Source organism: bacterium SCSIO 12696, from assembly GCA_024397955.1.
Lineage (GTDB): Bacteria > Pseudomonadota > Gammaproteobacteria > Pseudomonadales > Porticoccaceae > SCSIO-12696.
On sequence record CP073744.1, the window covers coordinates 2,420,677 to 2,435,597 of the forward strand.

A 14,921-nucleotide genomic window follows, 5' to 3' on the forward strand; every position below is an offset into this window, starting at 1 on the left:
TCTTTTGCCACCTTGAGCTGCGAGGTTACTTAACACCAAACGTCACCAGTTTACCCGGAATCACTTTGCACATCTTGATCTCTTTGCCCTCCAGGAATTTCTGCACGTTGGGGTCGGCTTTGGCCAGATCAATAATGCTATCTTGATCGGCATCGGCGGCCACTTGCAGTTTGGCGCGTACCTTGCCGTTGACCTGTACCACCATTTCGATGCTGCTGCGCACCAGCGCTGCTTCGTCATGGTTTGGCCAGGAGGCATCGATCACGGTGCCATCGTGGCCAAAGGCATTCCACAGAACATGGCTGATATGAGGGGCTACCGGAGCCAACAATAGAACAGCTGCTTCCAGTGCCTCACGCTCGACTGCCAGCCCTTGTTCCGACTCGTCACTGAATTTACCCACTTCATTCATCAGTTCCATTACGGCGGCGATGGCGGTGTTAAAGGTCTGACGGCGACCGTAGTCATCGCTCACCTTCTTAATGGTTTCGTGAGTTTTTCGGCGCAGGTCTTTTTGCGCGTCTGATAATGCATCCACATTCAGTGTGGCCACTTCACCTTTAGTGAGGTGTTCCTGAGCATTCTTCCACAGGCGGCGCAAAAAGCGGCTGGCGCCTTCCACACCGGAGTCGTGCCACTCCAGGGTTTGCTCTGGGGGTGCAGCGAACATGGTAAACAGGCGCACGGTGTCGGCGCCGTACTGATCGACTGCAGTTTGCGGGTCGATGCCATTGTTTTTGGATTTGGACATTTTGATGGTGCCGCCAACTTGCAGCTCATCACCGGTAGCGGTTTCCACGGCTTTGATCGTGGCGCCCTTGTCGTCTTTTTCCAGAGTCACGTCTACCGGGTTCACCCAGGTTTTGCTGCCGTCGCTGTTCTCTTTATAAAACGACTCCGCCAGTACCATGCCCTGACACAGCAGGCGCTTAAACGGCTCATCGCTGTTGACCAGGCCTTCGTCGCGCATCAGTTTGTGGAAAAAGCGCGCGTACAGCAGGTGCAAAATGGCGTGTTCGATACCGCCCACGTACTGGTCTACCGGCAACCAGTAGTTGGCCGCGTCCGGGTTTAGCATCGCCTCTTCGTAGTTGGGGCAGGTGTAGCGCGCGTAGTACCAGCTGGACTCCATGAAGGTGTCGAAGGTGTCGGTTTCGTGCTCGACCGCTTGGCCGTTTAATTCCGCCTTGCACCATTCTCTGTCCTGCTTGATGGGGGAGTGAACGCCGTCCATCTCCACATCTTCCGGCAGCAGCACTGGCAGTTTTTCCAGCGGCACGGGAATCTCGCCACCGTCCGGCAGGTTAAACATGGGAATCGGTGAGCCCCAGTAGCGCTGGCGAGATACGCCCCAGTCGCGCAGGCGGTAGTTGGTGGTGACTTTGCCTTTGCCCAGTTCCACCAGTTTGGTGGAGATGGCGTCAAAGGCGGCGTCGAATGCCAGATTGTCAAAGTCGCCGGAATTCACCAGTACGCCTTTTTCGGTAAAGGCTTCTTTGCTGAGGTCAATCTGCTCGTCGCCAGCTGGGGCAATTACTTGCTCAATGGGCAGGCCCATTTTGGTAGCAAACTCCCAGTCCCGTTGGTCGTGGGCGGGCACCGCCATTACTGCACCGGTGCCGTAATCCATCAGTACATAGTTGGCTACCAGCACCGGCACTTCGCGGCCAGTGATGGGGTGAATCGCCTTCAGGCCCAAATTCATGCCTTTCTTTTCCATGGCCGCCATATCCGCTTCCGCCACGGGCTGGGATTTGCATTCTTTAATAAAGGCGGCCAGCTCGGCGTTGTCTTTCGCCAGCGCCAAACTGATGGGATGTTCGGCAGCGATGGACACGTAGGTCACGCCCATTAGGGTATCTGGACGGGTGGTGTACACGTCAAAGCTACTGTGCCCGGCAACATCAGCCGTCAGATCAAACGTCATCTCCACGCCGCGACTTTTGCCAATCCAGTTGCGCTGCATGGTTTTGACTTGCTCGGGCCAGCTTTCCAGAGTGTCCAGATCGTTGAGCAGTTGTTCGGCGTAGTCGGTGATTTTGATAAACCACTGGGGAATTTCCTTGCGCTCCACCAGGGCCCCAGAGCGCCAGCCGCGGCCGTCAATGACCTGCTCGTTTGCCAGTACGGTTTGGTCTACCGGGTCCCAGTTCACCGTGGCCATCTTTTTATAAACCAGTCCCTTTTCGTACAGACGGGTAAAGAACCACTGTTCCCACTTGTAGTAATCCGGGGCGCAGGTGGCCAGCTCCCGGCTCCAGTCAAAACCAAAACCCAACGCCTGCAACTGACCCTTCATGTGGCCGATATTGCTGTACGTCCACTTGGCGGGGGCGGTGTTGTTGGCGATGGCGGCGTTTTCTGCGGGCAGGCCAAAGGCGTCCCAACCCATGGGGTGCAGCACGTTCTTGCCCTGCATGCGTTGGTAGCGGGAAATCACATCGGTGATGGTGTAGTTGCGTACGTGCCCCATATGCAGGCGGCCACTGGGGTAGGGGAACATGGCAAGGCAGTAGTACTTCTCCCGGCTCGGGTCTTCGGATACTTCAAAGCACTGGTTGTCAGCCCAATATTGCTGGACTGCCTGTTCAATGGATTCGGGGGTGTATTGCTCTTGCATCGCTCTTGTTCGCTGTTCGCCCGGACTGGGTTTGAAAGTGGGGAGTTAAAAAGTAAGCGGGCAATTATACGGGCAACCATGGGGGATACATAGGCCTTGAGACTGAAGACTTGTCGTACTTTCGAAATGGCTTAGTAGATTACAACCTGCAGCTGATTAAATATCTTTTTATTTACATTTATTGTGTTTAATGTAAATAAATTATTGACATTAAATAATTATTGGGTATATTTCGCGCAATTGTTCATATCGCTGGCGGAATTGATCCAGCGTTGTTCGTACTTGGGAGAGACTGATGATCGGGGTACACCCTAAAAAACTACTTGGTCCCATTGTGGGATTGGCCACGCTGGTGCTCGCAGGTTGCGCAGTCGTTGGTCCAGACTACGATGCCCCTCCAAAAGTCGATGTGCCGGATGCCTGGAATCATCAGCTGGGCGGTTCCGCACAGGATCTAAGCCAGTGGTGGCAGCAGTTAAATGACCCGGCTTTGGAGTCCCTGATTGCCCGCGCCAATAGCAGTAGCCTGGACTTGCGCATTGCCTTGGCGCGAATTGAAGAGGCGAGTGCTCAATATGGGGTGGCGTCTTCGGCCTCTTATCCCAGCGTGGATGTGATTGGCAGCGCCAGGCGCAGCAGTGTAGGTGGAGATGTGGTGGACATTCCGGTAAGTACGGACGACTTTGAAGCCATTGGTTCGTCCCTCGCTTGGGAAATTGATCTGTTTGGCCGCATCCGTCGCCAGCAACAGGCGGCAAAGGCACAGTTTGAAGCGACTGTTGAGGGTTTTCGCGGAGTGCAAGTGTCTCTCAATGCTGAAGTTGCGCAAACCTACGTCGAGGTAAGAACACTGCAAAAGCGCCTGGAGTTGGCTAGTAAGAACGTATCCAATCAACGTGAAACGCTTAAGGTGGTGAAAGCGCGCTATAAAGCAGAGCTGACTTCAGAGTTGGATGTAAATCAGGCTGAGCAAAATTTGGCTGGCTCTGAGTCCTCCATTCCACAATTAAATGCCGGGTTGGCTCGTGCGGTAAACCGCCTTGCAGTTTTACTGGGTCAGAACCCCGGTGCACTTAATACTGAACTGTCAAAAATCTATCCAATACCGGTGGTGCCCGATGGTATTGCCTTGTCGATTCCCCGTGAGATTTTGCGGCAGCGCCCGGATATTCGCCGCGCAGAACGGCAGTTGGCTGCTCAGACTGCCAGAGTAGGTGTGGCAACCGCCAACCTCTATCCGCGGCTTTCCTTGAGTGGCATTTTTGCCGCCACTGGCTCAAGCAGTGAATCTACCTTGTGGTCGTTTGGGCCGAACTTGTCCTGGAATATTTTTGACGCGAGTCGTAAGCGTCGTTTGATCGACATTGAAGATGCCAGGGTGGAGCAGGCTAGGGCGGCCTATGAGAAAACTGTGCTGGCTGCATTTGAAGATGTGGAAAGTGGCTTGATTGGTTATCAACAAGAGCTGCAGCGCCTGAAGTACCTCAACAAATCCGTGGGTGCTGCTCAAAAGACTGTCAATGTCGCCAAGTCCCAATACAAAAATGGTTTGACCAATTTCCAAACGGTACTGGATGCCGAACGTGTGCTGTTTGCCGAAGAAGATCGCCTTGCGAATTCGCAGGGCATGCTGGTTCGTTATCTGGTGAGTATTTATCGAGCTATGGGTGGTGGTTGGAGTCAGGCCCAAGCCATTGAACTGAATGCCAAGGAGACAAAGTAATGTTTCGATCAATCATTGTATTGCTGAGCATGTTGGTTTTTTTGACCGCATGCACAGAAGGAAACGTGCAGACTGAAAACGTGGTGCGCCCGGTTCGAGCGTTTCATGTAGGTGCTCAGGAAGAGTTCAGCAAGCGTAAATTTCCCGGCCGTGCTGCTGCGTCAAATGCCGTTACTCTGGCGTTCGAAGTGTCAGGGAAGTTGAATGAAATTCCCGTTGCTGTGGGAGACCGAGTTAAAAAAGGCGATGTTCTGGCCACGATTGATGCTCGAGATTTTCGAAACACCCTGGATCAAAGCCGGGCTGAACTGAAGCGTGCAAAAGCGCAGTACGACCGCATGTTAAACGCATTGGCGGATAACGCGGTTTCAAAGCAAGATGTTACCAACGCAGAAGCCGCTTACGAAAGCGCAAAAGCAACAGTTAACATCCACCAAAAAGCCCTCGACGATACCAGGTTGGTCGCACCTTATGATGCCATCGTGTCGTCCAAGCAGATAAAAAGCTTTGGCAATGTACAGGCCAAGCAGCCAGCTATTCGCATCGTGAACCCTGAGCGTATTGAAATGGAGACCGATATTCCATCGGACATTATTTCTATGGCTAAAGAAGGCATGGATGTTCTGGTGGTGTTCGATGATTTCCCAAACACAGTTATTCATTCAAAAATCAGCGAAATTGCCGCAGAGGCCTCCCCTGCAACGCGTACTTATTCGGTAACACTGCTTATGGATCAACCTGAGGATGTCACCATCCTGCCGGGTATGGCCGGCAAGGCATGGCGCGCACCACAAACCAAGCCTGGGAATACCCCCCTGAAATCACGGGGATTTGAAGTGCCTTTAAATGCCATTCTCGCTGGTACAGATGGTAAAAGTTACGTCTGGGTCATTGAGCAGGAAACCGGTGAGGTCAGCCGGACTGTTGTGCAGCCCGGCGAGCTGACTCAGCACGGTGTATTGGTGCAGGGTTTGAAAGGTGGTGAGTTCATTGCGTCGGCGGGTGTAAACAGCCTGAGTGATGGGCAGAAAGTCAGAATAACGCGAAATAAGTGACGCAGGGGCTATGTCATGAGTATTACAGAGTTCTCTATTAAGAATCGGGTCGTCACTTGGCTGGCCGTCGCCTTGTTGGTATTTGGCGGTGTGATGAGTTACGAAAACCTGGGCAAGTTGGAAGACCCAGAGTTCACTATTAAAACCGCAGTTGTTGCAACCCAGTACCCTGGTGCTGGCCCGGTTCAAGTTGAAAAAGAAGTCACCGAACGCATTGAAATTGCGCTGCAGGAAATTGCGGAAATCGATTATGTAGAGTCCGTGTCCCGTGCTGGTTTGTCATTGGTCAAAGTAGAGATCAAAAGCAAATACTGGTCGGACAAGTTGCCGCAAATTTGGGATACGTTGCGCCGCAAGATTCGCAATATCGAACGAGATTTGCCCATCGGAGCTTCCCGCCCTGAAATCAGTGATGACTTTGGCGATGTATTTGGTTTTGTACTGGCGGTGACAGGCGATGGCTATAGCTACAAAGAACTGGAAAAAGAAGTCAAAAACCTCAAACGTAAACTCTCCTTGGTTGAAGATGTCTCTCGTGTTGAGTTTTGGGGTAAACAGAATCGCGCGGTTTACTTGAAGGTCAGTGAAAGTCGACTGGCTGAGATGGGTATTAAAGCCGGCGATATTGCTCAGGCATTGAATCTGCAAAACAATATTCTTCCGTCGGGTAATGTTTATTACGACGAACAAGCCGCGCGTATTCAAATTACCGGCGAATTTAATAGTATCGAGGACATCGCTCACTTAAGCATTAGCCCTTCTCAGCTAAGTGAATTTGTTTCTGGAGAAACCCAGGATCAGCTAATCACCATTCGCGATATTGCCGAAGTAGAAGAAGGCTTTATTGAGCCCTCTGTACAAACCATGCGTTATAACGGTCAACCTGCCATTGGTTTGGCTATTTCTAATGTTGCAGGCTCAAACATTATTGAGCTGGGTGAACGCCTTGAAAAACGCTTAGATCAGTTACAAGCCGAAATTCCTGTTGGTATTGATGTTCATAAAATTTCCTGGCAAGCGGATGAAGTTGGCACTGCCATCGACAGTTTTATTGTCAGCTTGATTGAGGCGGTTGTCATTGTGCTTGTGGTCTTGGCCCTGGCGATGGGATGGCGTATGGGGGTGATTATTGGTACCTCCCTTGTGCTCACCATTCTCGGTACATTGATATTTATGAATGTGATGGGCATTGACCTACAGCGTATGTCTCTGGGTGCGTTGGTTATTGCCCTCGGCATGATGGTGGATAATTCCATTGTAGTGGGTGACGGCATTATGGTGCGTTTGCGCCAGGGCAAGAGCAGAATGCAAGCAGCGGTTGAGTCTGCCCGAGGCCCTTCTATGCCTTTGCTGGGCGCAACGGTTATTGCGGTTTTGGCCTTTTACCCCATCGGCGGTTCCACAGAGGATGTGGGCGAATATTGTTTATCGCTGTTTCAGGTGGTGGGTATCTCGCTGATGTTTAGCTGGTTGGTTTCCATGACGGTTACCCCCATGCAATGTGTGGCTATGCTCAAAACTGAGAGCGGTGATCACGGCGAGCGCGATCCTTATTCGTCTCCGTTTTTTAGGGGCTATCGTCATGTATTGGAAAAAGCGATTAAGTTCAGAGGGCTGACACTGATACTCATGGTCGGTTTGCTGGTGGTGTCTGGTTGGGGTTTTAAATACGTGCCAAAAAGCTTTTTTCCGGACTCCTCACGCCCTCAATTTATGGTGGATATGTACGCTCCCACAGGAACGCGGATACCGCAAACCGCCGAATTGTTGGCAAGAGCAGAAGCAAAAATTATGTCGTTCGACGGTGTAGATAGCGTCAGCAGCTTTATTGGCTCTGGGCCGCCGCGTTTTTATCTGCCGGTTGAGCCAGAGCTGTTTTTTCAGTCTTACGGGCAACTGATTGTCAATGTGGACGACTACAAGAAAATTGATGGCATTATTGAAACCTTACAACCTTGGCTCAAGGAAAATGTTCCAGAGGCACCGGTATTCCGTGTTCGAAAATATTCTGTCGGCCCGGGCAACGCCTGGAAATTCGAGCTGCGCGTTTCCGCTCCAGACGATGCTGGGTTAGACGAAATTCGAGCTATTGGCAATCGCGGCCTGGATTTGATTAAAGATCACTCGCTAGTGGCAGATGCGCGATTAGACTGGCGGGAGAAGGCGCCGAAAGTAGTGGTTGACTACGATCAGAATGAGGGCCGCTGGGCTCAAATTACTCGCGGTGATGTTGCTGGCGCCACGCGACGGGCGTTCGACGGGCTTCCGGTTGGGCAATTTCGCGAGGGAGACGATTTATTGCCAATCCTGTTGCGCAACGAAGCCGCAGAGCGTGATAACGCTTCTTCCATCTATACCGTACAGATCCCTCAGGCCTTTTCGGGAGAAACTGTGCCGTTAACCCAGGTCGCCGATGACGTGACCCTGGATTGGGAAGACCCTTTGATCTGGCGTCGGGATCGCCAGCGTACCATTACGATTCAGGCAGAACCGCTTGCCGGTGTAACCTTGCCCACGCTGCGCAACGATGTGTTGGCAACTTATGCTGAATTTGAGCGCAGTTTGCCTCCGGGTTATACCGTAGAGTGGGGTGCTGAGGCCGAAAGCAGTGAGAAGTCCCAAAGCTCTTTGATCCCAGGGCTTATTCCGGCAGTGGTGTTGATGTTTTTCATCATCGTACTGCTGTTCAATGAGCTAAAGCCGGCAATTATCATCTTCTTAACCATACCACTATCGCTGATCGGGATTGCTGCTGGTCTGCTTGGTATCAACGTGTCCTTCGGGTTTATGTCTTTGCTCGGCGCATTGTCTTTGGCAGGCATGATGATCAAGAACGCCATTGTTTTGATCGACGAGATCAAACTCAATATCAATGAAAAAGGCCAGAAAGAATACGATGCCATTATCAATGCCGGATTATCGCGCCTCAATCCCGTAGCGATGGCAGCGGCAACAACGGTGCTGGGTGTGATACCTCTGATTCAGGATGTGTTCTGGGTGTCTATGGCGGTGACCATTATGGCAGGTTTGGCGTTCGGTACCGTGTTGACCATGATCGTTGTGCCGGTTCTGTATGCACTGTTTTATAAAGTGAAGGCCCACTGATGCTTGTTCATCAATTTGCCTTGGGCTTTTTGATGATATTGCTCACGGTGGTTGTTCACGGCGTCGCTTTGGATCGGCTAATTTTTGTGCTGGAAAAATATCGGCCTTATCTTCAGCTGCCTCAGAGTCCCATGTTATTGAGTAGAGCCATCCTGGTGATGGTGGTGACGATTTTCTGTGTGTTTTTATCTCACTTGGTGCAGGTCTGGGGTTGGGCGGCCTGTTATCAGATATTGGGTGTGTTGCCAGACTTTGAAGCGGCGATGTATTTTTCCATGTCTGCGTTTACCACCGTGGGGTTTGGCGATATTTATCTAGATGAAAGCTGGCGCTTGTTAAGCGCCTTTGAGGCGGCCAATGGGTTTATTTTGTTTGGCTGGAGCACGGCATTTATTTTTGAAGTGATGAAACATGTGTACACACCTGAGGTGTAGAATGCGTGTGTATTTATTGCCAAAAGGTGTCCAGTGAAACTTTGGATAATGCTGCTTCTATTGCTGCTTGGGCCAATAGCCATGGCAGGGGAAATTGCCATCACATTTGATGATGCTCCGGCGGGAGATAGTCAACTGATGACTCGTGAACAGCGAGCCGAAAAAATTATTGGCGCCTTGCAGGCCCGTTCTGTTCCGGACACGATATTTTTCGTGACAACCAAGTACATCGACGCCAATGGCGATAGTACGCTTCGCCAATATGTGAATGCCGGGTTTCACTTGGCAAACCACAGTCACTCTCATCGGTCGGCCAATGATATGACGGTGGAAGACTATCTGGCGGATGTTCAACATGCCAAGACTGCTTTAAAGAAGTATGACAATGTTTTGCCATTGCACCGATTTCCTTATTTGCACTATGGCAAGCAAAGATCCGTGCGTGCCTTACAAAAAGGGCTTGATAACCTTGATTACAGCAACGGCTATGTCACGGTTGATAACTATGAATGGTACATCAATGCGGTGCTCGCTAAAGCGGTCTCTCAAGGGAGAGAAGTTGACCTTGAAGCCATGGGCAATCTCTATGTAGAGCTGATTTGGGAATGTATACAGTTTTATGATCGTATTGCCGTTAAGGCGCTGGGCCGATCACCTAAGCATGTATTGTTATTGCATGAAAACGATGCGGCAGCATTGTATTTGCCCAAGTTGATCGACCACATTAAAGAGCAGGGTTGGGAAATTATTTCTCCGCAGGCCGCTTACCAAGACCCTATAGCGCACAGTTTTGATAAGTCAGGGTTTCCCAGTACAGGGCTTCATTCCCAAGGGCGAGTGGCGGCTATTGCTCATGCTCAAGGTGAAGATGCCCAGAAGCTCCGGCACCCTTCTGAAGACACTGACTATATTGACGCATTGGTACAAAGCCGCAATATTGTTAAGTAATGTCGAATTAAAGTTCTTTCGTGGCTTTACAGGCTCCTGCTTCCCGAGAATAGTACTTTTAAAAAGTGTTTTAGGAATTGATATGAATGCACTGCTGTTGGTTGCCCATGGCAGCCGTCGCAAAGAATCCAACGACGAAGTGATGGTTTTGGCTGAGCAGTTAAAAAATGGAAATCTCAGCGAGTATGCCAGTGTCCATGGGGCTTTTTTGGAGTTGGCGGAGCCGTTGATTCCCGATGGCATCAAGCGTTGCGTGGATGGAGGGGCTACCTCTGTTGTTGTGCTGCCTTACTTTCTGAACTCAGGGCGTCATGTGGTTGAAGATATTCCCAGGATAGTGGCTGACAGTGCCCAGCAATATCCTCATGTCGATATACGGATTGCGCCGCATATTGGTGAGTCGGCACTGATGCAAGATTTGCTGATTCGCTCTGCGAACAGCGCCTTGGATTAGGGCCTAATCAACCTCGTTTTCTGTAAAAACAAACCACCAGGCAGAGCATCGAAAAAGCCAGCACTGGCCAGTGGCCGATATGGGTATAGGGTGTGTTTCCCTCGTAGGGGCTTATCTGGCTGATCAGAATGCCATCGGTAAACTGTGGTAGTTTTTTGGCAACTTTCCCGTTGCTGTTTATCAATGCGGTAATGCCGTCGTTGGTGGCGCGAATCACCGGTTTGCCGTTTTCCAGTGCGCGCATTTGCGCCATGGCTAGGTGTTGGTGAGGTGCCAGGGTGTCGCCGAACCAGGTGTCGTTGCTAACTGTGAGAATTAAGTTGGCTTCCGGGGTGAGTTTGCGCACAAGCCCTTGGTAGGCGATTTCGTAACAGATGGCGGTGGCGATTTTGTGTTCGCCAGTGCTAATCAATGACTGGTTGGCTGTGCCCGGTGTAAATCCAGACATGGGTAAGTCAAAAAATCCCCCCAGTTTGCGCAACACTGAAGCCAGTGGTACGTACTCACCAAAGGGCACCAGATGTTGTTTGCGGTATTCGCCGCTGGCTTTGCCCAGCCCAATAACGCTGTTGTAGAACTCGTCTTTTTCAAAGTTGTATACAGGTATGCCGGTGATAAAAGCAGTATCGTTTTGTCGCGCCAGCTGATCCAGCTGACGTACCAGCGGCATCACCCGGTGTTGGAGTTCGGGGATCGCTGCTTCTGGCCAAATAACCAATTGGTTGCCCCATAAAGGTTCTGCCAGCTGTAGGTTATTGCGGATAATTCGATCCCGATAATCCAACTGCCAGCGGTCATTTTGGGGAATATTGGGTTGTAATACGCCAATGCTGATGGGGGTGCCGGGAGTCGTCCAGTTCGCCTGTTGAAGCGCCAATCCCCCTAGCCAAAGCCCCAAGCAACTGCACAGGGCAATTATTGCAGTGCGACTGCGCTGCTTGATCATAAGAGCAGCGGTGGCTCCACAAAAGGCCACTATCCAGCTGATGCTCAATACCCCGCCAATTGGTGCCCAGCCAGCCAACCAACTGTGGATATGACCATAACCCAGATAGATCCAGGGGAAGCCGGTCAGAATCCAGCCGATAAACCATTCCGCGACCACCCAAACAGCGGGAAAGGCGAGTAACCTCATAACCGGTTTGTTGCCCACCCAGCCAAGCAGCCAAAAGGGCAGGGCGAATATCAATGCCAGTACAGCCACAAACAGGGCGGTGAGTAACAGGGCCGCGACAAAAGGCGTTTCGCTGTACACATTGATGCTGTTGAACACCCAGCTGGCGCCAACGGCAAATACCCCGAGGCCGTAAAGCACTGTGTGCCAGTAACTGTGTTTGCCGCTGTTATCGGTGAGCAATAACGCGAGTACGGCAGCACTGATAATGCTTGCTGGCCACCAAAAAAACGGTGCCAAAGACAGTGGCAGCAGGGCGCCAGCAAGGGGTAGGGCGATGCGGTGGAGAATGGTTGGTTTCACGGCGTTTTTCAGGAAAGTCGTTTAAGTTCGCCGTTGCGAGCAACCTTTCTTCATTTAAGGGAGGCTACTCGCGATGACGTCGTGTCAGTAGCGGCTCAGCTGGCGGATAACTCCAGCAAGTGAATACGGCGGCCATCGCCTTTGACCACCGAGAAGGTGAGCCCGTTAACTTGCACTTGCTCACCAATTTGCGGCAGGCGGCCAAATGCCTGCATCACAATGCCGCCGATGGTGTCGTATTCTTCTTCGTCCATTTCGGCATCGAAACGCTCATTAAATTCTTCGATGGGCGTCAACGCTTCTACCAGGAAGGTGCCATCTTTTTGTGGGCGGATTTGTTCTTCTTCTTCCTCGTCGGTTTCATCCTCGATCTCACCGACAATCTCTTCCAGCACGTCTTCGATGGTCACTAGCCCGGATACACTGCCGTATTCGTCCACCACAATGGCCATGTGGTAGCGCTGTTCGCGGAACTCCCGCAGCAATACATTGAGGCGCTTGCTCTCTGGAACAATTTCCGCTGGGCGCACCAGCTCCGCCATGTCAAAGTCATCGGTGCCTTTCAGCACCAGGGGCAGCAGTTCTTTGGCCAGCAAAATGCCCTTGATGTCGTCTTGGGAGTCGCCCACCACTGGAAAACGGGAGTGGCCGCTTTCAATCACCAATGGCAGAAACTCTTCCGGCTTTTGCTCGTATTCGATGGCCACCATTTGCGAACGCTGAATCATAATGTCGCGCACTTGCTGCTCGGAAACTTCCAGCGCACCTTCAATGATCTCCAACGCCTCGCTGTCGATAATCTGGTTGTTGTGCGCCTCCCGCAGTACTTCCAGTAGCTCTTCGCGGGTCTCCAGGTCAGATGAAAAAGCTTGGGTCAGCTTGTCCAGCCAGGATTTGTTGTCCTGCTGGCTGCCGTTGTCGCTTTCGTCGCTCATGTTGTGGCGGGTCTCTTGGTTAACAGTTAATGGGTTGTGTGATTGGGCTCGTAGGGTTCATCGAACCCGAGGCCAATAAGGATGCGGCTTTCAAGGGCTTCCATGGCTTCAGCGTCGGCATCGTCAATATGGTCGTATCCCAGCAAGTGTAAAGTGCCGTGCACGACCATGTGAGCCCAATGGGCAGCGGCGGTTTTGCCTTGCTCGCTGGCTTCCCGTTCCACCACCGGCGTGCAAATGGCCAGATCTCCCAACAGTGGCAGCTGCAATTCTGCAGGCAGTTGCGATGGGAATGAGAGTACGTTGGTGGGTTTGTTTTGATTGCGATAACGCTGGTTGAGCGCCTGGCTCTCGGTTTCGTCTACCAGGCGCAGTGACAGCTCCACATCGTTGCGTTGCTCACTGTCAGGGAGCGCGGCAAAAGCGGCAGTCAACCAGCGTCGTATGTCGGGTTCGTCGGGCACGTCGTCGTTGCCGCAGGCGTTCTCGATGTCGATAACCAGGTTCATTGGCGCTTGTCGGCTTCGCTGTCTTCGTGGGCCTCGTACGCTTCCACAATCCGCGCTACCAACGGGTGGCGGACCACGTCTTTGGGCTGGAAGTAGGTAAAGCTGATGGCGTCCACATCTTTGAGTACATCGCACACGTGTACCAGACCGGACTTGGTGCCCCGGGGCAGGTCGATCTGGCTGGTATCCCCGGTAATCACCGCAGTGGAGCCAAAACCAATGCGAGTGAGGAACATCTTCATTTGCTCGCGGGTGGTGTTCTGGCTTTCGTCGAGAATAATAAACGAGCCATTGAGCGTGCGGCCGCGCATATAGGCCAGCGGGGCAATTTCAATCACGTTGCGCTCAATCAGTTTTTCTACGGTATCGAAGCCCAGCATTTCGTAAAGGGCGTCGTACAGTGGGCGCAAGTATGGGTCTACTTTTTGCGACAGGTCTCCCGGCAAAAAGCCCAGTTTTTCGCCCGCCTCTACCGCTGGGCGCACCAGCAGAATCCGTTCTATCTCGTCCCGCAACAGTGCTTCTACCGCACAGGCAACCGCCAGATAGGTTTTGCCGGTGCCCGCCGGGCCAATACCAAAGTTGATGTCGTGGTTTTGGATGGCGCGCACGTAACCCTGCTGGTTGCCACCTCGGGGTTTGATGTTGGCCTTTTTGGTGCGAATCAGGGTAAAGCGTTCGACGTTGTCGTCATTCTCCTGATTGGGGGTGGTTTTGCTCATGGTTTTTTTGTTTCCGTGCCCGACGCTTTGCAAGGTGTGTTGCAACGACAGGTGAATGGCCTCTGGAGTGAGTTCGTGGCCGCTGGTGGCCTCCTGGTACAACGTGCGCAAAAGCTCGCTGGCGGCCTCGGTGTTGTCCGGGGCGCCGTAGAGGGCAAATACGTTGCCGCGGCTGTGAATCTGAATGTTCAGCCGTTGCTCGATTTGGCGAAGGTGTGCATCGAATTGCCCGCAGAGGGATGCCAGGTGTCTGGCGTCGTTGGGTTCCAGGGTGATGGTGTGGGTGGCACTTGTGTTCAAACTGGTCGTGTTCAAGCTGTTGCTTTGGGGCCTTTGACTGTGCGTAGGCCTCTAGCATATCGCCTTTGCGAAGCTTGGCAAAGGGGTGTTGTCACCGTTTGTCATTTGCCTGCTTCCGGCAGACTCCAACTTTTCCATTGCTGGTAAATCAATGAGGTTTCGATATGGGCCACTTCCGGGCGTTCGGTAAAGCCCGACAGCACAAAATCCCGCAGATGGTCAGTGCTCGTTACCCATACTTGCACCTGAAAGTCGCTGGCCCCGCTGGTGTGTAAAACACTAACTACTTCAGGCAGTTGCAGCAGGTGTTGGCGGAAGGAGTCCACATCCTGGCGAGAATGGCGGTGGAGTTTGACCGCCACCAGCGCCTGGATTTCACCCCCGGCTACTTGTGTGTTCAGCTCTGCATGGTAGCCCTGAATAACGCCGCTGGCGCGCAGGTGGCGCACCCGAGCCAGGCAAGAGGAGGGGGCCAGGCCCACAGCTGTCGCCAGCTCTTTATTGGATATCCGCGCATTCTTCCGCAAGTGCTGCAGAATTTCGAAGTCAGTTCGGTCAATTGCCATATTTGGTTTATTTTTCGAATTTAATTCGGAATTAAAAATAGTAATCCGACAAATACTAATATGAAGAGACGTT

At 52.0% G+C, this 14,921-nt stretch carries 12 protein-coding genes; 6 read left to right on the forward strand and 6 right to left on the reverse strand.

Features of this window, described 5'->3' with window-relative positions:
• Positions 1–25: 25 nt before the first annotated feature.
• On the reverse strand, positions 26–2,620 hold the full coding sequence (leuS, locus tag KFE80_11200; protein ID UTW44940.1) for a leucine--tRNA ligase: 2,595 nt from the start codon (positions 2,618–2,620) through the stop codon (positions 26–28).
• Between the two features lie 295 nt (positions 2,621–2,915).
• Here leuS and KFE80_11205 point away from each other — a divergent pair, with 295 nt between their 5' ends.
• The 6 genes from KFE80_11205 to KFE80_11230 all read left to right on the forward strand — a co-directional run bounded on the left by KFE80_11205 (position 2,916) and on the right by KFE80_11230 (position 10,339).
• Positions 2,916–4,343 (forward strand): efflux transporter outer membrane subunit, encoded by a 1,428-nt coding sequence (locus KFE80_11205; protein ID UTW44941.1) that lies wholly within the window; start codon positions 2,916–2,918, stop codon positions 4,341–4,343.
• On the forward strand, positions 4,343–5,398 hold the full coding sequence (locus KFE80_11210; GenBank protein UTW44942.1) for an efflux RND transporter periplasmic adaptor subunit: 1,056 nt from the start codon (positions 4,343–4,345) through the stop codon (positions 5,396–5,398). The genes KFE80_11205 and KFE80_11210 overlap by 1 nt, the downstream gene beginning before the upstream one ends.
• Positions 5,399–5,413: 15 nt before the next feature.
• Positions 5,414–8,503, forward strand: coding sequence for an efflux RND transporter permease subunit (locus KFE80_11215; protein ID UTW44943.1), 3,090 nt, complete (start codon positions 5,414–5,416; stop codon positions 8,501–8,503).
• A complete protein-coding gene (locus KFE80_11220; GenBank protein UTW44944.1) occupies positions 8,503–8,937 on the forward strand; it encodes a two pore domain potassium channel family protein in 435 nt (144 codons plus the stop codon). The genes KFE80_11215 and KFE80_11220 overlap by 1 nt, the downstream gene beginning before the upstream one ends.
• An 81-nt stretch (positions 8,938–9,018) precedes the next feature.
• Entirely contained in the window at positions 9,019–9,885 is an 867-nt protein-coding gene (locus KFE80_11225; GenBank protein UTW44945.1) for a polysaccharide deacetylase family protein, read from the forward strand.
• Between the two features lie 82 nt (positions 9,886–9,967).
• The gene (locus KFE80_11230) at positions 9,968–10,339 is read left to right on the forward strand and encodes a CbiX/SirB N-terminal domain-containing protein (GenBank protein UTW44946.1); all 372 of its coding nucleotides are present in this window, start codon (positions 9,968–9,970) and stop codon (positions 10,337–10,339) included.
• Between the two features lie 7 nt (positions 10,340–10,346).
• On the opposite strand, the gene lnt is transcribed toward KFE80_11230, so the two are convergent.
• The 5 genes from lnt to KFE80_11255 all read right to left on the reverse strand — a co-directional run bounded on the left by lnt (position 10,347) and on the right by KFE80_11255 (position 14,848).
• Positions 10,347–11,816 carry an apolipoprotein N-acyltransferase gene (lnt, locus tag KFE80_11235; protein UTW44947.1) on the reverse strand — a complete coding sequence of 490 codons (1,470 nt, stop codon included), beginning with the start codon at positions 11,814–11,816 and terminating at the stop codon, positions 10,347–10,349.
• Positions 11,817–11,911: 95 nt separating this feature from the next.
• Positions 11,912–12,751, reverse strand: coding sequence for a CBS domain-containing protein (locus KFE80_11240; GenBank protein UTW44948.1), 840 nt, complete (start codon positions 12,749–12,751; stop codon positions 11,912–11,914).
• 26 nt (positions 12,752–12,777) lie between these two features.
• Entirely contained in the window at positions 12,778–13,260 is a 483-nt protein-coding gene (ybeY, locus tag KFE80_11245) for an rRNA maturation RNase YbeY (GenBank protein UTW44949.1), read from the reverse strand.
• Positions 13,257–14,297 (reverse strand): PhoH family protein, encoded by a 1,041-nt coding sequence (locus KFE80_11250; GenBank protein UTW44950.1) that lies wholly within the window; start codon positions 14,295–14,297, stop codon positions 13,257–13,259. Before KFE80_11250 ends, ybeY begins: the two co-directional genes overlap by 4 nt.
• Before the next feature lie 86 nt (positions 14,298–14,383).
• Positions 14,384–14,848 (reverse strand): Lrp/AsnC family transcriptional regulator, encoded by a 465-nt coding sequence (locus KFE80_11255; GenBank protein UTW44951.1) that lies wholly within the window; start codon positions 14,846–14,848, stop codon positions 14,384–14,386.
• Positions 14,849–14,921: the final 73 nt, after the last annotated feature.

Coding starts and splice junctions, on each gene's coding strand:
- KFE80_11210 (UTW44942.1), top strand. CDS start 4,343: ATGTTTCGATCAATCATTGTATTGCTGAGCATGTTGGTTTTTTTGACC.
- KFE80_11225 (UTW44945.1), top strand. CDS start 9,019: ATGGCAGGGGAAATTGCCATCACATTTGATGATGCTCCGGCGGGAGAT.
- ybeY (UTW44949.1), bottom strand. CDS start 13,260: ATGAACCTGGTTATCGACATCGAGAACGCCTGCGGCAACGACGACGTG.
- KFE80_11220 (UTW44944.1), top strand. CDS start 8,503: ATGCTTGTTCATCAATTTGCCTTGGGCTTTTTGATGATATTGCTCACG.
- KFE80_11205 (UTW44941.1), top strand. CDS start 2,916: ATGATCGGGGTACACCCTAAAAAACTACTTGGTCCCATTGTGGGATTG.
- KFE80_11215 (UTW44943.1), top strand. CDS start 5,414: ATGAGTATTACAGAGTTCTCTATTAAGAATCGGGTCGTCACTTGGCTG.
- KFE80_11230 (UTW44946.1), top strand. CDS start 9,968: ATGAATGCACTGCTGTTGGTTGCCCATGGCAGCCGTCGCAAAGAATCC.
- KFE80_11255 (UTW44951.1), bottom strand. CDS start 14,848: ATGGCAATTGACCGAACTGACTTCGAAATTCTGCAGCACTTGCGGAAG.
- leuS (UTW44940.1), bottom strand. CDS start 2,620: ATGCAAGAGCAATACACCCCCGAATCCATTGAACAGGCAGTCCAGCAA.
- KFE80_11240 (UTW44948.1), bottom strand. CDS start 12,751: ATGAGCGACGAAAGCGACAACGGCAGCCAGCAGGACAACAAATCCTGG.